General features: G+C 69.1%; 11 protein-coding genes. 3 read left to right on the top strand and 8 right to left on the bottom strand.

Going from position 1 to position 19,127, the window contains the following annotated elements:
* Positions 1 to 98 precede the first annotated feature (98 nt).
* Positions 99 to 2,525 (top strand): AAA family ATPase, encoded by a 2,427-nt coding sequence (locus tag OCJ37_RS20475; protein ID WP_263111511.1) that lies wholly within the window; start codon positions 99 to 101, stop codon positions 2,523 to 2,525.
* A gap of 450 nt (positions 2,526 to 2,975) precedes the next feature.
* Here the strand turns inward: OCJ37_RS20475 and OCJ37_RS20480 are convergent, their stop codons facing one another.
* Both OCJ37_RS20480 and OCJ37_RS20485 read right to left on the bottom strand, forming a co-directional pair.
* On the bottom strand, positions 2,976 to 5,375 hold the full coding sequence (locus tag OCJ37_RS20480; protein ID WP_263111512.1) for a GH36-type glycosyl hydrolase domain-containing protein: 2,400 nt from the start codon (positions 5,373 to 5,375) through the stop codon (positions 2,976 to 2,978).
* Positions 5,372 to 6,751, bottom strand: coding sequence for an MFS transporter (locus OCJ37_RS20485; RefSeq protein WP_263111513.1), 1,380 nt, complete (start codon positions 6,749 to 6,751; stop codon positions 5,372 to 5,374). The genes OCJ37_RS20480 and OCJ37_RS20485 overlap by 4 nt, the downstream gene beginning before the upstream one ends.
* A gap of 174 nt (positions 6,752 to 6,925) precedes the next feature.
* Here OCJ37_RS20485 and OCJ37_RS20490 point away from each other — a divergent pair, with 174 nt between their 5' ends.
* Entirely contained in the window at positions 6,926 to 7,465 is a 540-nt protein-coding gene (locus OCJ37_RS20490; protein ID WP_263111514.1) for a gluconokinase, read from the top strand.
* 665 nt (positions 7,466 to 8,130) lie between these two features.
* Here OCJ37_RS20490 and OCJ37_RS20495 read toward each other — a convergent pair.
* From OCJ37_RS20495 to OCJ37_RS20520, 6 genes are all read right to left on the bottom strand, one after another.
* A complete protein-coding gene (locus OCJ37_RS20495) occupies positions 8,131 to 8,757 on the bottom strand; it encodes a DNA-3-methyladenine glycosylase (RefSeq protein ID WP_263111515.1) in 627 nt (208 codons plus the stop codon).
* A 122-nt stretch (positions 8,758 to 8,879) separates the two neighbouring features.
* The gene (locus OCJ37_RS20500; RefSeq protein WP_263111516.1) at positions 8,880 to 11,027 is read right to left on the bottom strand and encodes a S46 family peptidase; all 2,148 of its coding nucleotides are present in this window, start codon (positions 11,025 to 11,027) and stop codon (positions 8,880 to 8,882) included.
* Between the two features lie 708 nt (positions 11,028 to 11,735).
* Positions 11,736 to 11,849: an RHS repeat-associated core domain-containing protein gene (locus OCJ37_RS20505; RefSeq protein WP_263111517.1), complete on the bottom strand. Its 114-nt coding sequence runs from the start codon at positions 11,847 to 11,849 to the stop codon at positions 11,736 to 11,738.
* Between the two features lie 78 nt (positions 11,850 to 11,927).
* Entirely contained in the window at positions 11,928 to 12,119 is a 192-nt protein-coding gene (locus tag OCJ37_RS20510) for a hypothetical protein (protein WP_263111518.1), read from the bottom strand.
* Positions 12,120 to 12,552: 433 nt separating this feature from the next.
* Positions 12,553 to 16,392, bottom strand: a complete 3,840-nt coding sequence (locus OCJ37_RS20515; protein ID WP_263111519.1) for a translocation/assembly module TamB domain-containing protein — start codon at positions 16,390 to 16,392, stop codon at positions 12,553 to 12,555.
* The gene (locus OCJ37_RS20520) at positions 16,389 to 18,170 is read right to left on the bottom strand and encodes an autotransporter assembly complex protein TamA (protein ID WP_263111520.1); all 1,782 of its coding nucleotides are present in this window, start codon (positions 18,168 to 18,170) and stop codon (positions 16,389 to 16,391) included. The genes OCJ37_RS20515 and OCJ37_RS20520 overlap by 4 nt, the downstream gene beginning before the upstream one ends.
* 416 nt (positions 18,171 to 18,586) lie before the next feature.
* On the opposite strand from OCJ37_RS20520, the gene OCJ37_RS20525 reads away from it, so the two are divergent.
* On the top strand, positions 18,587 to 19,126 hold the full coding sequence (locus tag OCJ37_RS20525) for a GNAT family N-acetyltransferase (RefSeq protein WP_263111521.1): 540 nt from the start codon (positions 18,587 to 18,589) through the stop codon (positions 19,124 to 19,126).
* The last annotated feature ends 1 nt before the right edge of the window (position 19,127 follow it).

The following is a 19,127-nucleotide window of genomic DNA, read 5'->3' on the forward strand; positions in this document are numbered from 1 at the left end:
GCGGCGGCGGCCGTGCCGTGCACGCTCTGCGCCGGCGCAGTGCGGCGCGGGCGGCACGCTAAGATCCGTGCCGTGAACGCCTGCGCCCGCCCACGCTGATGTCGTCCGTCCCGACCGAATCGCGGGCGAACTACCTGCAGCAGCAGCGCCTGCGGCTGCAGGCCCAGTTGCAGCAGGCGCAGGCGCGCCAGGCCGCGGCCGACGCCGAGGTGGAGCGGCACCTGCCGGCGGTGGAACAGGCGGTAGCGGCGATCCGCCGCGACTTCGTCGCGCAGGCGGCGCAGGCCGCGGCCGCGGTGCTGCGCCGCGAACGCCGCCGCGCATGGTGGCCGGCGCTGTTGCTGCGTCCGCTGCTGCCGGACTGGCGCTGGCGGCTGGCGCTGCTGGCGTTCCTGCTGCTGGCGCTGCCGTGGATGAGCGCGCACTGGCTGGGCGATGCGCACGGCCCTCTGGACTGGTGGCGCCTGCTCGGCGTGCAACGCGACACGCTGCAGCTGCTGCAGCGCGCGCTGCCGTCGCTGCTGCTGTATGCGTTGCTGGTGATCGGCGGCGCGCAATTGCTGGCCCGCCATGTCAGCCACGACGAACGCGCGCTGCTGGCCGGTTTCGCGCAGCGGCCGCTGGCGCTGATGCAGTTCGCCGACGGCGACCGGCACGACGCCGCCCATCCCTACCGCGTCACCCGCGCGCCATGGCCGCTGCGCGAACTGCAGGGCCGCTGGCAGATCGCCGCGGCGCACGGCGACCTGTCCGGCGCGCGCGTGCTCGCGCTGCACGACGGCGCCGAACCGGACCCGCACGTGCAGGCGCTGCTGGTGCTGCCCGACGACGCCCATGCCGCGGCGCTGATCCCGATCGCCCCCGAACTCGGCGCGAGCGAACAGGCGCAGCTGCGCGAGCTGGCGCTGGCGGTGGCCGCGCGGGCGGCCGCCGAGGCGCAGCCGATCGCCGAACTGCACCGGCACGTGGACGCCTGGATGGAGGCGCGCAACCAGCAGCGCGTATTGCAGCAGCGGCTGCAGAGCGTGGACGCGATCCACCGCCACTGGGCCGACGTGGCGCTGCCCGACAGCACCCTGGACCAGATCCTGAAGCTGGTGGACCTGTTCGTGTCCGGGCGCACGCCGGCGCCGAAGGGCATGCTGCTGCACGGCCCGCCGGGCACCGGCAAGACCCTGATCGCGCGCAAGCTGGCGCGCCATGCCGGCTGCCATTTCGAGGCGCTGGGCGTGGCCGACCTGAAGGCCGCGCACGTCGGCCACACCGGCCCCAAGGTGCAGGCGATCTGGCAGCGCTGCCGCGCCAAGGCGCCGGCGATCCTGTTCATCGACGAATGCGAGAGCGTGTTCGCGCGCCGCGGCGGCACGGACAGCGACAGCTTCGGCGCCGAACTGGTGCAGACCTTCCTCGCCGAATGGGACGGTTTCCACGAAGCGCGCGGCCAGGTGCTGGTGATCGGCGCCACCAACCGCCCCGCGCTGCTCGACGACGCGGTGATGTCGCGCTTCACCGCCAGCATCGGCATCGGCCTGCCCGACGCGGCCGCGCGCGCGCGTATCCTCGGCGGCGAGCTGGAACGCGCCGGTTTCGCGCTGGCGCTGGATCCGCGCGTGATCGCCGACAGCAGCGGCCTGTCCGGCCGCGACCTGCACACCCTGGTGGCGCGGGTGGCGGCCGAATGCCTGGACGGTGAGCTCGATGGCGACGCGCTGTTGGCGCAGTTGCGTCTGCTGCGCGGCAAGGGCTCCACCCGGGTGGCGCCACTGGACTGGGACGACGTCGTGTTGCCGGCGCCGGTGATCGAGGAATTCGTCGGCCTGGGCAAGGAACTGCGCAACGCCGAGACGCTGGCCACGCTGGGCGTGCCGGTGCCGCGCGGGATCCTGCTGTACGGCCCGCCCGGCACCGGCAAGACCCAGCTGGCGCGGATCCTGGCCAGCCAATCGGGCCTGGCGTTCGTCGCCCTGACCGGCGCCGACCTCAAGGCGGCCTACCTGGGCCAGTCGGGCCAGCGCGTGCAGGCCGCGTTCGAGCGCGCCCGCGCGCAGGCGCCGTGCATCGTGTTCGTCGACGAGATCGACGCCGTCGCGCCGGCGCGCGGCGCCGACGGCGACGATGCGCTGACCCGCGAGATCGTCGGCCAGTTACTGCAGGAGCTGGACGGCGTGGCCAGCCAGGCCGGGCAGGTGTTCCTGCTGGCGGCCAGCAACCATGCCGCCGCGATCGACCCGGCCTTGCTTTCGCGGCTGGACCGGCAGATCGAGATCGGCCTGCCCGACCGCGCCGCGCGCCGCGCGATCGTCGCGCGCCTGCTGCACGGCAAGCCGCTGGCGTTCGACCCGGCGCAGGCGGCCGACTGGCTGGCCGAGCGCAGCGCAGGCCGCTCCGGCCGCGACCTGCAGACCTGGATCAGCCGCGCCCTGCGCCGCGCCGCCCGCCGCGCGCTGCAGGAAAGCGACGACGCGGCCAACACCCGGCTGCAATGGGACGACCTGGTCGAAACCGCGGGTGCCGCACCGGTGTAGCAGGGCCGGGCGGCCTCGGGTCACCGCCTGCACCCCCGTAGGAGCGGCGTCAGCCGCGACAAGCGCAGCGGCGAGCGTTCCAACTGCCGATGCAGCCGGGGCTGAAGCCCCTCCCACAAGTGCACCCAGCCGGCCAAGCGCAGGCCTTTTTGTAGGAGCGGCTTCAGCCGCGACAAGCGCAGCGGCGAGCGTTCCAACTGCCGATGCAGCCGGGGCTGAAGCCCCTCCCACAGCGCACCCAGCCGGCCAACGGCAGCGCTTTCTGTAGGAGCGGCTTCAGCCGCGACGAGCGCAGCGGCGAGCGTTCCGGCGGCGGACAACGTCGGGGCTAAAGCCGCTCCCACAGCACATCGACCCGCCACCCGAAGCCCCACTGTGGGAGCGACTTCAGTCGCGACGCGCGAAACGGCCGGCACTCCTTCATCACGCGCATATTGGACGCCGCAGCCCTCATCCACCCGGCAGCATCACCTCGACCAGATAACGGCGGCCGCGCTCGATGCCCTCGATCCGCGCCCCCTCCAACACCTGCCCATCCACGCTGACCCGCGGCGCCACGCACCCGGCCTCGCGCCGCATCCGCACCTCGAACGACGCGCCACGAAAACGGCGCTGCGCCGTCGCCTGCGTCCAGTGCGACGGCAGCTGCGGGCGCACGCTCAAGGCCTCGCCCTCGCCCTTCAGGCCGAACAGGCCCTCGATCAGGCAGCGGTACAGCCACGCCGCGGTGCCGGTGTTGAACAGCTGACTGGAGCGGCCGGCGGTGCGCGGCAGCTCGCGCCAGGCGCCGCGGTAGTAGTTCGGCACGAACACCGGCAGCTGGCCGCGCTGCAGGTAGTCGCCCAGCTCCGGACCCGGGATCATCGCGCGCAGCACGCGCCAGGCGCGATCCGCGTCGCCGATCGCGTACAGCGCATGCAGGTAGAACGCCGCGGCGTGGTTGTAGACCGAGCCGTTCTCCGCCGAGCCGGGGTGCTTCTGCGTGAGCCGTCCCACGTCCTCGCGCATCGCGGTGTACGGCGGCGCCAGCATCGTCGGCCCGTAGGGCGTGTCCAGCTGCGCATCGACCGCCTGCAGCAGGCGCGCGCGCCGGTCCGCGTCGGCGGTGCCGGCGAGCAGCGCCCAGCTCTGCGGATTGAGATAGATGCGACCTTCCGCGTCATCCTTGATGCCGAAGCGCACGCCGTCGTCGGTGATGCCGCGTGCGTACCAGTCGCCGTCCCACAGCTCGCGGTTGACCGCGGCATTGACCTCAGCCGCGCCGGCGCGGCACGCCGCCGCCTGCGCATCGCGGCCGTGGCGTTCGCAGATCCCCGCCCACAGCTGCAGCGCGTAGGCGGTGGCCACGGACAGCCAGCCGGACACGCCGCGGCCGCGGTAGCCGACCATGTTCATCGGGTCGCACCAGTCGCCCTGCGCGATGTAGCTCAGCCCGCGCGCATCGCGCGCGCCGAGCAGCCAACGCATCGCCGCGTCCAGCCGCTCGGCGACGCTGGCGCCATGCCCGTCGGCGCCGACCACGACCTCCTCCAGCAGGGCGGCGTCGCCGGTCTCGTCCAGGTAGGCCGACAGGAACACCGGCAGCCACACGCAATGGTCGGTATGCGGCACCTGGTTGATGTACTTCAGCTCCGCGCCTTCGATCAGCAGGATGCCGTCCGGCATCGCGCCGCTGGCCTCCTGCTGCGACAGCGCGTGCAGCAACGCCGCGCGCGCGGTCTGCGGGCGCAGGAAGCTCATGCCCATGTGGTCCTGCAGGAAGTTGCGGGTCTGCGGATCGGTGGTCAGGCGGTTGACGTCGCCGTGGTAGAACACCTGCCGCGGCAGCCAGTGGTTGACCAGGTTGTCCAGGCACGGATCGGGCGTGGCGATGTGCAGGCAGCCGGCCGCTTCGTCCAGGTAGGTGCGGTACGCGTCCGCGGCGTCGGCAAACCCGGCGGCGGACAGATAGCGCTGGCGCAACGCGCCGATCTCCGCATCGTCGCGCGCCGGGCCGAACAGGAAGCGCAGCGTGCGTTCCTGCTGCGGCGCCAGCGTCAGGCCGTACTGCAAGGCCGCGGTCGGGGTTTCGTAGCGCGCATCGCTGCCACCCAGCCGCGGCTGCAGCACCGCGCTCGGCGCGTGCAGGCCGCCCTCGCCTTCGAACGCCGCTTGTCGTGCGTCCCAGGCATCGGGCGGCTGCTCGTGCAGCAGGAAGGTACAGTCCTTGAAATCCCGGTTGCGGAAATAGTCCTCGACCTTCTGGTACGGGGTGACGCTGCGGCAGACGATGCCGCCCAGGTCGGCGCGGTACTCGCCGCTCTGGTGCATCCAGGACATGTAGCCGACCGGGAAATACGCATACAGCGCGATCCGGCGCTCACGCCCGTCCAGGTTGCGCACCTGGCATTGCCACAGCTCGACAGTGTCGTCCACCGGCAACTGCAGGCGCAGTTCCACCTCGATGTCCGCATAACGCGCGCACCAGACGATGTCGCGCTTGCCGACCGAGAAACGGAACGCCTGCGGCGTTGCCCGCACCGGCTCGTACGGCACCGAGTACACCGCGCCGCTGTCCTCGTCCTTGAGGTAGAAGAAACGCCCGGGGTGGTGCGCGTAGTACGGCTGCTCCGGCTGCATGAAGGTCCGCGCCTCCAGGTTCGGCGCATGCGCGTACTTGGCCGGCTCCGGCTGCATGAACTGTGCGGTGGCATAGCCGCGGCAGGTGGCCTGGATCATCATCCGCCGGTTCCACAGGAAGCCGCCGGCATTGGGCAGCGCGGTCGGGCTGTACAGCGTGTAGCGCTCGCCGTCGGCGCTGGGCGCCAGCAGGTCGGTCGCCTCGCGGGATGCGTCGTTGCTGGAACTCATGCATTCGCCTCTTCTGCGGCGCGCTTGCGCGCGGCCAGTTCCTGCTGGATGTGCAGCAGCTTGGCGTCGTCGAGCGGATAGAAATGCATCGTCCACGCCGCCAGCAACGCGACCGCGCCCGGGATCACGGTCAGCAGCAGCACGATGCCCAGCTGCGAGGCGCCGCTCTGCGCCTGGTTGGCCACGTAGCCCATCGCCGCCAGCATCCACGCGATGCAGGCCGAGGCCAGCGCGCCGCCGAGCTTCTGCGAAAAGGTCGCCGCCGAGAACGTCATCGCGGTGGCGCGGCGCCCGGTCTTCCATTCGGTGTAGTCGGCGGTGTCGGCGTACATCGAGAACGCCAGCGGCGATTTCGGCCCCAGCGCCAGGCCGATCAGCAGGTTGATGGCGAACAAGGCCCAGATCGCCTCGCGCGGGATGAAGAACATCGCGCAGCTGAGCACGCCCACCGCCCCCATCAGCAGCATCATCAGCCGGCGCTTGTCGCACAGCCGGGTCAGCAACGGCGTGGCCGCCGCCCCCACCGCCAGCGCCACCGAATAGCTGCCCAGGAACCAGCCGGTCAGCTCCGGGCGGCCGACGTAGTACTTGAAGTAGTACACGCCGGCGCCGGCGCGCATGACGATGGTGATCATGATGACCAGCGCCAGCACGAACAGCACCCGCCACGGCGGATTGCGCAGCAGGTCGGCGATGTCCTGCCGCACCGGCACGCGCGGCTGCGGCAGCGGCTGCACGCGCTCGCGCGTGGTCGCGAACACGATCGCGAACAACGCCGCCGCGGCGATGCCGTAGACCAGCATCGTGCGCTGCCAGCCCTGCGCATCGTCGCCGTTGCCGAACCAGCGCACCATGTCCAGCGTGGCGTAGTTCACCAGCGTGGTGCCGGCGAAGGCGGCGATGAAGCGGAAGCTGATCAGCGTGGTGCGCTGCTGGCTGTCGGCGGTGATCACCCCCGACAGCGCCGAGTACGGGATGCTGATCACCGTGTACATCAGCATCATCAGCCCGAAGGTGACGTAGGCCCAGACCAGCCGCCCGCCCTGGTCCAGGTCGGGCGTGGTGTAGGCCAGCACGCCGCTGGCCGCCATCGGCAGTGCCGCGAACAGCAGGTACGGCCGGAACTTGCCCCAGCGCGAGCGCGTGCGGTCGGCGATCGCGCCCATCAGCGGATCGGTGATCGCATCGACCACCTTGGTCAGCAGGATCATCGTGCCCACCGCCGCCGCCGGCAGGCCCATGGTGTCGGTATAGAAGATCAGCAGGAACGCGGAGATGTTGGCCCAGTAGAAATTGAAGCCCATGTCGCCGACGCCGTAACCGACCTTCTCGGTCCAGCGCAGCGGGGCATCGGCGCGTTGCGGCGGTGTGGGCATCGGCGATCCTGTCGGGTGGTCATGCGATGATGGAACGGCGCAAGGCGCGTTCCGCTGAGCGTGGCGTGCCGACGCTACACCACGCTGCGCGCATCGCCAACGCCAGTGCGCGCATCATGCCAAACCCACCGCCAGGTATAACCGCACGTGATGGACCCAGCACCGCCGATTCCCATGCCGCACCGCAGCGAAGCCATCGTGGTGATGGGCATTTCCGGCAGCGGCAAGACCAGTGTCGCCCAGGCCCTGGCCGCGCACTACGGCCATGCGTTCCTGGACGCGGACGATGTCCACAGCGCCGAGGCCAAGGCGCAGATGGCCCGCGGCATCCCACTCACCGACGACCAGCGCGTGCCCTGGGTGGCGGCGCTGGCGCTGCGCCTGCGCCAGTCGATCGATGCCGGCCGCAGCGTGGTGCTGGCCTTTTCCGGATTGCGCCGCGTGCATCGGCAGCAGCTGCGCGACAGCGGCGTGCCGATGCGTTTCGTGTTCCTGCATGCCGCCGCGCACGTCATCGCCGCGCGCCTGGCGCTGCGCAGCGGCCACTTCATGCCGCCCAGCCTGTTGCAGAGCCAGCTCGACACGCTGGAGCTGCCGCTGGAAGAACCCGACGTGATCTCGGTGGACGTGGATGCACCGTTCGACGCGGTGGTGGCGGATGCGATCGCGCAGCTGGATGCGGCGAGTGGCGACGTGAGTGGTGGGGCTGCGTAGCGGTTTTGCCGCATTTGGGGAGGACTTCAGTCCCCGAGGCTTGCCCATTGCGGCAATGCCGCCGCTTCGCTCGTCGCGGCTGAAGCCGCTCCTACAAAAAGCTTGCGGCCAGCTTATTGGGCGCACTGTGGGAGGGACTTCGGTCCCGGCGCCCTCCGATTGCGGCTACTCCATCGCTTCGTTTGTCGCGGCTGAAGCCGCTCCTACAGGAGCTTGCGACCAGCTTGCCCGGGTGCGATGTGGGAGGGACTTCAATCCCGATACCCCCGGTTGCGACTACTCCGCTGCTTCGTTCGTCGCGGCTGAAGCCGCTCCTACAGGAGCTTGCGACCAGCATGCCCCGGTGCAATGTGGGAGGAACCTCAGTCCCGATGCCCCCAGTTGCGGGGCCAGTCCACCGCTTCGCTCGTCGCGGCTGAAGCCGCTCCTACAGGAGCCTGCGGCCAGCTTGCCTGGGTGCACTGTGGGAGGGACTTCAGTCCCGATGCCGTCGGTTACGGTTACTCCACCGCTTCGCTCGTCGCGGCTGAAGCCGCTCCTGCAGGGGCTTGCGGCCAGCTTGCCTGGGTGCACTGTGGGAGGGACTTCAGTCCCGACGCGTTGTGGTTGCGGCCATTCCGCCGGGCGGCATCGCCGCGCGGGTATGTGGCGCTTCCATCACTCCCTCAGCTCGCGCGCACGACCTTGCGCTTCGTCCCCGGCGCCACAGGCCCCGACACGTTCCGGTCGCCGGGCACGTACCAGCGCCACGGCGCCTCCGTCGCCTTGCTGATGCCGATGCGCGGCGTGGCCACCGGCTCGGCCGGCGGCGCGGTGCCGTCCTCGCCCAGCCACAGGCGCGAGCTGGTCCGGGTCAGGTCCAGGCCGTTGTCCGCACCCGAGGCGCCGAGCGCCTTGGCCAACCGGCCCGGGCCGCGGGTGAGATCGGCGATGCGCGCCGCGCCGCGCGCCAGCTGCATCGCCTCGATGCCCGCGACCGGCGCCAACGCACGGATCAGCACCGCATGCCCGGGCGCGCCGCCGCAGACCGCGTTGAGCGCCCAGTGCATGCCGTAGATGAAATAGACGTACAGATGGCCGGGCGGGCCGAACATCACCTGCGTGCGCGGGGTCATGCCACGGAACGAATGCGCCGCCGGGTCCTCGGCGCCGCAATAGGCCTCCACCTCGACGATGCGCCCGCAGCGGCCGTCGGCGGCGACCAGCAGCTTGTTCAGCAGCTCCGGCGCCACCAGGCGCGAATCGCGCGCGTAGAACGCGCGCGGCAACGGAGTCGGAGAGGTCGCAAGCATCGTCACAGCCTAGAACCGTGCGCGCGAAGACGGTGTTGCCCCGTGCATGCGGCTGCAGCCGCAGCGACGCGGCCGGACAGGCGCCAGGTGCAGGACACGGCGCCCGCTGGCCGCGGCACGGCTCACTCCGGCGGCAGCTGCAGTTCCCGCAACAGCTGCGGCGCCGGATACACCTTGGCCAGCAGCCAGCGCAGGTAACGCATGTCCACGTGGATCGCCCGCTTGTAGCGCGGGTCGTACCACCAACTGGCGCTGACCGCCTCCCAGTTGCTGTCGAAGTTCAGCCCGATCAGTTCGCCGCGCGCGTTGAGCACCGGCGAGCCCGAATTGCCGCCGGTCGTGTCCAGGTTGGTCAGGAAGTTCACCGGCTGCGTCTTCAGCTGCGCATCGGCGGTGCTGCCGAAATCGCCCTTGGCGATCGCGGCGAGCAACGGCTTGGGCGCATCGAACGGCGCCTGCCCGGTGTTCTTCTCGACGATGCCGGCCACCGTGGTCACCGGCGCGAAACTCACCGCATCGCGCGGCGCCAGCGGCTCGACCCGGCCATAGCTGATCCGCAGCGTGCTGTTGGCGTCCGGATACACCGCCCGCCCCTGCTGCTTGCGCCAGGCGAACAGCGCGCGCATGTAGGCCGGGCGCAGGCGCAACTGCTCGCCCTCGCGCGCCTTGCGCTCGTCCTCCAGGCGCTTCTGCGCCGGCACCAGCGCCGCAGCCAGGGTCATCAGCGGATCGGCCGCCACCGGCTTGCCTTCGCGCGCCGCGGCGAAGCGCGACAGGCGCTCGGCTTCCGTACCCAGCTTGGTACCGGCGTACGCGGTATCCAGCGCCTTCTGCAGCTGCGCCGGCGTGCGCCCGAACGCTGCATCGAATTCGGCCAGGCGCTGCGCATCGGGCAACTGCTGGTAGGCGCCCAGCAACGCGCTCAGCAATGCCTTCTCCACCGCTGGCGCGTAGCGCCGCTGCACCTGCTTCAGCTTGCCCTCGATCAACCCGTGGTCGCGCTGCTGGTAGCCGCTCTCGCGCTGTGCATCGGACCGGGCCGACTCCAGCCGCAGCCGCTCCAGCGTCAGCGCCGACGACAGCAGCTGGGTCTGGCTGCCGAGCAGGGACAACAACAGATCGCGCTCGTGCAGCGCCGACGCCTGCGCGAGCAGCGACTGCAGCGCCGCGATGTCGTGCGCATCGTCGCCGCGCACGGCGGCCAGCATGCCGCGCTCGTCCTCGCCGCGCAGCCGCACCGCATCGCTGCGCTGCATCCCTTCCAGTTCGCCGGCCGCACGCTTGCGGTTGTTCTTCAGCGACTGCAATTGCGATGCATAGCGCGTGCGCGCCTCCACATCGGCCTTGCCCGCCGCCTCGATGACCCCGATCAGCCGGTCGAACACCGCCACCCGCTGCGGCAGCACCGAGTTCACCTGCTCGTCGAACTCGGCCGCCGTGCGATGCCGGTAGGTGATGCCCGGGTAGCCGGCCAGCATCGCGTAGTCCCCGGCCTTCGGCCCCTGCGTGGCGATCTGCAGATGCGCCGGCGGCTGGTACGGCACGTTGTCGGCACTGTAGTCGGCCGGCTTGCCGTCCTTGCCAACGTAGGCGCGCAGCAGGGTGAAATCGCCGGTGTGGCGCGGCCACATGAAGTTGTCGATCTCGTCGCCGTAGTTGCCGATCGCCCGCGGCGGCGCGTACACCAGGCGCACGTCGCGCAGCTCCAACTGCCGGATCCGGTAGAAATCGGTGCCGTAGTACATGTTGGCGACGCTGCAACGCACCCCTGCCTCGCGCTCGCAATCGGCCACGATGCGCTTGCTCGCCGCATCCACTGCATCGAAATACGCGCGCCCGGTCTTGCCCTTGGCCGGCCCCAGCACCTCATCGGTGACCTTATCGAAACCCACCGTCACCAGCACCCGGAAATCCGGGTTGGCCGCGCGCTCGTCGCCACGATCCTTGGCGATGAACCCGTTGTCGATCAGGTTCTCCTTGGCCGAGGTGTTGTACTGGATCACCCCATAGGCCACGTGGTGGTTGGTCAGCAACAGCCCGTCGCCGGACACGAACGCCCCGGTCCCGCCGCCGGCCTTCACCACCGCGCTCAACGGCGGCTGCGTCACCGCCGCCAGGTCGCGCGGATCGCCGCGAAAGCCCGCCTCGCGCAGCGGCTTGGCCAACTCCGGCAACTGCGACGGCATCCACATGCCTTCGTCGGCGTGGGCGGTGGCGGTGAGGGCGAGACTTAGAGTGAGCGAGGCGGCGAGGGTGCTGGGTACAGACATGTTGAAATCCACGTTAGCTAGCTTCCGACCTTAGCTTGCCATTGCCGGAAGAGGCAATACGGCAGCTTTGCAGCAGAGAGTTACTTCCGCCGAGATAGCTAGCGCCATGACATCGAGAACCTCTACAGATCAGGCATACGGGCGAGCCTTGAGTCCATATTAGTACTAAATTCTTATAATGATGCACATCCACCTGCGCAACTTTAGATTAAAGCCCCAATAACGCTAACTATTGGTATAGACAGAAAAGCGACAATCGCGAATACGAGGAAGCGCTTCATATCGGCTTTTAGTCCGTCCAAGTTAGCGTCCCCTGTAGAGCCAGCCCTGAACAGCCAATCCCCTTCGCGCATTGTGTTAGTTCCCCTGACCTTCAATAATGGTACATATGTAATTTCAGCTTCAGCAGCAGGATCTACAGATCTTATTGCCCGCAGTATTCGAAGTCGTCGCAGTGTTCCAAGCACGGCCAATCCACAGAGAATCAGTGCGGTATAATAACCCGACAACACCCTCGGACTTATAGAACCAAAAATAAGCAATATTATTAAAGCGATAAGCACTGCCACCCAAACCATCCAAAGATACCTGACCTTCATTTTATACCTCGCAATCACTTTGCATCAGGGGCCAAGAGTGTTGGCATAGAAACCAGCGGCAGCGTACGATCTCCAGTGGCCCGAGTTATTATTAGCATATCGATATCTATTAAAAACTCGCATCGGCACTGATTGCACTTATTAGATCGCCGCTAAGGAACCGCCCTGTGTTCTGGTCATGGTAGCGCTGTTGCATATATGTGAGCCCAATCGCCGCATCCATGACGTGTCCCGTATAGCCGGCCGGACGGAGAGCCTGCTGTTGCCGGGAATGTCGATGTCGGTCCAGTTGAACTCTACCTCACCATTCTTCAGGCTGACCTGTTCGCCGAAAGAATCGACGCTCAGCCGCCCGATGTCCCGACGACTGCTTGCTGCACTCGATGTATTTCTGATCGAACCTCAACTCCTGGGCATTGGCTAGCGTCGCGAACGCCATCGCCAGCAGGGTCGCGCCTGCGCGCAGACGAAGAAACGTAGCGAACGTGTCCATGTGTGTTCTCGAGATCGATCGATAACCAATAGATGGCCATGCCTCGCCCGCGGCATGGAATGCATCGATGTGCCGCAGGAGCGACTGAGTTCAATGCATCAGCTTGCAGCGCCGACCAGGTCGATCGAACGCAGCAGCCAACAACGACGCTTTACGTCGCTGGCATCCGTTGATATGAAACAGCGCCCCCGTTGCAGCAAGCGCGAAAGCACCCGAATGACGATCCATGTTTCCCTTGATCTCGACACCATATGCCGCTGCGCTTCAGTTCGAAGCGAAGCAGAACACACGCCCTTCGCAGACGGCGCAGCCATCAATACAGCAGCATTGCACCGCCGATTACCCGTACTTAGCTGTGATAGAGCAAACCTGGGCCTGTCAAGAAAATTTTGGCGCTCGTAAAGCTTCAGTCAGGCTATGCCTGGGAAAGCCCCTACTTCTCCTTCCGCCAATTGATCGACCCACGATTCTCCACCGTGCTCGATTCCACTTCCGCGTCGAAACCGCGGCCAAGCAGGTATTTGAGGGTCAGCACCGAGCCGCTGCCGACCAGGGAGACGCCGTAGCTGACGTAAAGCCGGGGCGAGAGGTATTTGCCGAAGCCGACCACCGAGCCGCCGAGCGCGCGCGACTGGCTGACGCCGGCGTCGTCGAAGCCGAGCTTGGCGCCCAGTTGCGAGGCGAGGATGCCGCTGCCGGCCGACAGCGCGCTGGCCGCGGCGGTGACCTGGTCGGCTTCGTCGCTGCTGGCGTTGCTCAGGCTGCGGCCCAGCACCAGGTAGGACATCGCTTCGGATTGCGACATCGAAGGGTCCGACCACACGTCGGCGCGCGGGGCGGTGGCGCGGCCGGTGACGTCGATGCCGGCGGTGACGTCGCCGATCTTGCGCTGCGCGCGCATGTTGATGCGCGGGTCGGAGACGACGTTGTTGCTCCAGGTCAGCTGGCCGCGGGTAATGGTCAGGTCCTGGCCGTAGGCCTTGTACTGGCCGCTGACGTCCAGGCCGCCGGTGGCGGTCATCTCGCGGCCCTGGCGCGAGCGCACCTGCATGGCGCCGGTCAGGGCGCCCTTCAGGCCGAAGCCGGCCATCTTGACCTGGTCGCCGAGCACCACACGCAGGTCCATTTCCAGCGGCGAGCTCGGCGCTTCCTCGGGGTCGGCCGGGTCCAGCACCACCACGTCCTCGGACACCGAGGTGCCGCGATCCAACCGCTCCAGGTCGATGTCCGCCGACGGCACGGTGACCTGGCCGTTCAACTTCATGGTCTTGTTGGCGATGCCGAACTGCAGGTCGGGGTTGGCCACCGCGCGCAATTCGGCGGTATTGGAAACCAGCACGTTGCTGCCGCGGATGTTCAACTGCAGCGGCGTGGTGTCGCCGTACCAAGACAGGCCGCCGTCGACGTTGAGCGTGCCTTCGCCGGATTTCACCGCGGCGACGATGCGCGCCGAGCCGTCCGGCTGCGCGTCGAAGCGGCCGTTGCCTTCGCTCAGGGTCAGGCCCAGTGCCGGCAGTTCGCCGGTGAAGTTGCTCAGCGTGGCGTTGCCGCCCATCGACGGTTGCGAGCGCGTGCCGCGCAGGCTGACGTGGCCTTCGACCAGGCCCTTGGGCCGCACCAGGTCGGGCGAGAACAGCTCCATCCAGTACAGCCGCGACATGTTCATGTAGATCTCGCCGTTGAGCGGCGCGTACGCATCCCAGCCGGTATCCACGGTGGCGTCGATGAAGCCGTCGCCCTTGAAGCCGACGCCGAGCTTGGAGTGGATGTGCTGGGCGCTGAAGTCGGTGACGAAACTGAACTGGTCGTAGCGCACCAGCTCGCCGCGCGCGTTGTCGCCCAGGCGCAGGCCGCCTTCCGGAGAAGCCAGGCGCAGCGATCCTTGCCAGGCGTTGCCGGCCGGCTTGAAGCTGCCGTCGAGGGTCAGTTCGCCGCGCAGGTACATCTTGCGGCCGCTGTTGGGCGGCAGCCACGGCTGCACCAGCGACAGCGGCAAGGCGTCGCCGCGCACGGTCAGGCCCTGCCTGGGCCAGTTCGCGGCCACGCACAGCGCACCGCCGCCGCTGGCGCCGAGGCAGGTGTCGGAGAGGGTGAAGGCGCTGCCGGCGATGGCGAACGTGGCCGGCTGCCGCAGTTGCCACGGCTCGCCCTTGGCCGGCGCCACCCGCAGCGCGTTCAATCCGCCCTGCCAGCGCGCGCCGTCGCGGCGCACTTGGCCGGCGAGGGCGAGCGCGCCCATGTCGTTTTGGGTATCGGCGTCGAGCTGCAGGTTCTCCACCGCGCCGCGCGCGTCCACGCGCAGCGTCTGCAGCGCCACGCCGGCACTGATCGCGCTGCCGCGCAGCGCCAGTTCGCCGCCGTTGCCGCGCCACGGCAGGCGCCCGCGCAGGCTGAGGCTGTCGGCGCCGTAGCTGTCCCACTTCAGGCCGTTGCCGGTGAGATCGGCGGTAAGGTCGGGCGCGTCGCGGCGCCCCTTGACCTGTACGCTGCCGCGCAGGCTGCCGGTGGCGCCGGGCAGCAGGTCGGCCAGCTGCAGCGGTTGCAGTTGCGCCTCGATGTCGAGCTGGTCGCCGACCTTGCCCTGTGCCTGCACGCGGCTGTCGCCCAGCGCCAGTTGCAGCTTGCCTTCGCCCTGCTCGCCCTGCAGCGCGAACTTGCCGTTGGCGTCGAGCGGGCGGCTGCGCAGCTTGCCGTTCAAGCGCGGCACGTCGAGGCTGGCCTGGTAGCCGGCGGCGCTGCCGTCCGGGCGCGCCGGCAGCTGCTTGCCCTTGGACGCGAACTGGCCGGACAGGTTGCCGTCCCAGCCCGGCGCGAAATAGCCGGGGTCGAAGCCGGCGAGCTTGCCGCTCAGGTCCCAGCTCAGTTCTGGCGTCCACGCCACCGCACCGCCGAGATCGAGCGTGCCGCTGGGCATGGCCGCCTGCAGCTGCACGATCTGCGCCTGCCGGTCGTCGCCGCGCACGTCCAGCTGCAGGCCGGCGCTGTCCTTGCCGCGCGCGACGGTGGCTTCGCCGTAGGTGGCCCACTGTTTCAGCGTGCCGGCCAAGCCGAGGTTGGCCTCGACCAGCTGGATCGGCACCGCCGGCGCGTCCGGCGTGGAGGGATCCGGCGCGGCAGTGAACTTCAGCCCGCTGGCGTTGACCGAGAAGCGGAAGGTCGCGTTGTCCCGGTCGCGGAAATCGGCCGTGCCGCGCAGCCGTGCCTGGCCGTCGAAGGCGCGCAGCTGCAGCGGCGCGACGGTCAGCACCTGGTTCTCCAGGCGCACGTTGGACGGGTCCAGCGTCAACTTCTGCTCGCCATACGCGAGTTGGCCTTGCAGCTTGGCATCGCCGCCCTTGCCGGACGCGCCCAGGTCGAACGCGATCGGTTCGCCGGCGGCGGCCGTGGCATCGCTGGGAGGCACGAACAGCGACGGATCCAGCGCCTTGCTGCTGGCGGCGAACTGCCAGGTCGGATCGGTGCGGCCGGTGAACACCAGCGTGACGCGCAGCGGCGCCGGCGCGGCGCCGGCGATCGCCACTTCCATCTTGTCCAGGTTGCCGCGCGCCACCAGGCCCAGCCGCGCCGGCGTGCGCCCGCGCGCGGCCGGCAGCACGGCGCTGGCGGTGAGATCGGCCTTGTAGTCCTGCGCCGGCACGTAGTCGCCATCGACGCGGAAATCGCCGCGGTCGCTGGTCACCACCAGCTGCGTGGCGCGGAATTCGCCGTTGGCCACCTCGATGCCGCCGCGCAGCGTGCGGATGTCGATCATCGGTTGCTGCGACTGGGTGATGCGGAATCCGTCGATGGCGATGCGGTCGGCCTGCAGCGCCAGCGGCATTTCGATCTGCGGCAGCGACTCCGGCCAGCTCGGCAGTTCGAACGGTTCGTCGCTCTTGGCCAGGTTGAGCGTGGCGTTTTTCAATTGCAGCGCATCGAGCTGCAGCTTGCGCCCGAGCAGCGGGCGGATGTCCGGATCCAGGTAGGCGCGCTCGGCGGTGAAGTGGATCTGGTCGTAGCGGAAATCGAGGTTGTACAGGGTCAGCGGGCCGGCCAATGGCCCTTCGGCGCGCTCCCAGGTCAGCGAGGAGCCGGCCGGCAGCCGCGCCACGATCTGCGTCAGCAGCACGTCGCGCCCGGCCACCGTCTGCAGCAGCCAGTACACGGCGATCAGGGCCAGCAGGCCGAGTCCGGCGACGGTCAGCGCCGAGCCCCACCAGAAGCGCTTGCGGCGGTAGAAGCGCGGACGCCGCGGCGGCGGCGGCGCGGGCGTGGCGGGACCGGTCGCGCTCACAGGTTGGCCCCGATGTTGAGGTAGAGCTGGAACTGCGAGTCCGGATCGTTCAGGCCATGCGCGATGTCCACCCGCACCGGCCCCACCGGCGAGCGCCAGCGCACGCCGAAGCCGACGCCGGTGTGCCAGTCGGGCGTGTCGTCGAAGGCGCTGCCGCTATCGACGAACACCGCGCCGCCCCACGGCCCGCCCTTGTAGTAGTGCTCGTATTCGGCGCTGCCGGTGAGCACGTGCTTGGCGCCGAGCGCGAAGCGGTCGGGCCTGGGCGTGCGCGGGCCGACTTCGCGGAACGCGTAGCCGCGGATGCTGTTGTCGCCGCCGGCGAAGAACCGCAGGCTCGGCGGCATCGCCACCAGCGCGTTGGTCCAGGTGCTGCCGGCTTCGCCGCGCAGCAGCAGGCGGCTGTTGGCGCCCAGGCCCTGGAACCAGTTCAGGCGCAGATGCGCCTGGACGAAGCTGGCGTCCGATCCCAGCCCCTCGGCGCCGCCGCGCAGGCTGAGGTTGCCGCTGAAGCCCTTGCGCGGGAACAGCTTGTCGTCCACGCCCACGTAGTCGGCCTCGATCTGCGGATAGACCAGCGTGGAGTACTGGTACAGCGCGCCGTCGAACACTTCGTCGGTGGCGTAGCGCCAGCGCTCGCGCAGCGCGTTGAGCGAGGCGATCGCGGTCCAGTGCTCGTTGATCTCGCCGCTGCGGCTGCCGGTGAGTTTGAGGTTGCGCAGGTCGATGTAGTCGGTCTGCTCGTCGTAGGCGCGCAGCGAGGCGGTGTACCAGCCATCGAGCCAGCGGAACGCCGGCACCCGGTAGCTGGTGATCAGGCTCTTGCGCTTCTGCGCATAGTCCAACTGGGTGCTGAGCTTGTGCCCGCGCGCATTGACGTAGCGGCGGTCCACGCCCAGGCGCACGCCGGCGCCGCTCTCGCTGCCGTAGCTGACGCCGCTGGTGTAGATGCTGCGCTTGGCGCGGGTCAGGTTCACGTCGACCGGCACGTTGCCGTCGGCGTCGGCTTCCTCGGGCTTGGGCTGGATGTCGACGGCGCTGAAATAGTCCAGCTTGACCAGCGACTCGCGCAGCCGGTCGAGCTTGCCTTCGTGGTAGTAGCTGCCTTGGTCCCAGTACACCAGCGGGTCGAACAGGTCCTGCCGGAAGTAGTCCTGGTGGAAGCGGATCGCGCCCATGTTGTAGCGGCGGCCGCTGTCCCAGCTCAGGTCGATGTCGGCGGCGTGGTCGGCGCGGGTCACCTCGACCTTGCGCTGGGTGAAGTCGGCATCGAAATAGCCGCGTTCGGCCAGGCGCCGGGTGATGGTGACCTTGCTGGTCTCGTAGGTGGTGTGGTCGAAGACCTCCGACGCCTTGGGCCGGAAGTTCTGCAGGTCCTCGCCCAGGTAGCGGTCGTCCTCGGCCGGGCCGGTGATGGCCACATGGAAATTGCGCACCCGCACCGGCTCGCCCTTGTCCACGTGCAGGGTGACGGTGAGCTTGTCGTCGTTGCGCGGCGCCTCGACGGTGATGGTCGGGGTGTAGTAGCCGAACGGCTCCAGCGCCTGCCGGGTCTGCCGCTCGGCCTGGCTCAGCAGGTACTCCAGGCGCGATTCGCCCTGGACCTTGCCGATCGTCTGGTACAGCGACAGCGAGACCTCGATGTTCTCGATCATCGCCGCGTCGGCGTCCTCGTCCAGGCCCCGTATCTGGACTTTTTCGATCGTGCCGCGCGCCTGGACGAGGCCGGCCAGCGACAGCAAGGACAGGAGCAGAGCGAGGCGGGGGATGGATCGCATGGGCGCCAGAATACCGACACAACGTGTGAAGCTGTTAACTAGACGTTCGCCGATGGCCAACCGGAGGTTGCTTGCATCGGCGGGCGATGTCGCGTATGCGGCCTGCGACGATGTGGACGGGGCGGTGGCGGCGTGGCGGCGATCGGCGTTGGTGCGGCTGCGGGGTTGCCTGGCATGTATGTCGAGCGGCGCGCACCGACGGCTGCAGCACACCGCTGGCTACCACCGAGCACCCGCACGACGCGCACCGGCGTCGCGTGCTGGGCGGCGCACGGCGGCTGCCAGGCTGGGAGCAGCCGATGCGGTCTCCCATGTGCGAATGCCGCATGCGCGCCGCAAGGCCGCCGCCCCGCACCTTGCCAAGTCGCGGAGGCCGCGCCACGCTGATGCGCTCGTCATCCCCGCAAGGAACGGCCGTGTCCACCGTGATCGAAACCGCGCGCCTGCGCCTGCGCTTGCTGGAGCCCGATCGCGACGCCGCCGCGATGCTGGCGCTGCTCAACGACCCCGGCTTCCTGGCCCATATCGGCGACCGCGGCGTGCGCGACGAAGCCCAGGCGCGCCGCTACCTCGCCGACGGCGCGGTACTCAGCTACGCCCAGCATGGCTTCGGCCTGTATGCCCTGGAGCGCCGCGACGACAACGCCTGGCTCGGCGTCGCCGGCCTGGTGCTGCGCCCCGCCCTGCCCGCGCCGGATCTGGGCTACGCCCTGTTGCAGCCCTACCAAGGCCATGGCTACGCCAGCGAAGCCGCGCAGGCGGTGCTGGCGTACGCACAGGGCACCCTGGCACTGCCGCGCCTGTGCGCGATCGTGGCGCCGGACAACCTGCGCTCGATCCGGCTGCTGGAAGCGCTGGGCTTCGCCGCGCAAGGCCGCATGCGGGTCGCGGCCGACGCGCACGAGGTCGAGCTGTACGCACGCGACCTGGCTGGCGCCGTGCGCCCGGAGGCTTAAC

The sequence above is a fragment of the Xanthomonas sp. AM6 genome (assembly GCF_025665335.1).
In the GTDB taxonomy this organism is placed as follows: Bacteria; Pseudomonadota; Gammaproteobacteria; order Xanthomonadales; family Xanthomonadaceae; genus Xanthomonas_A.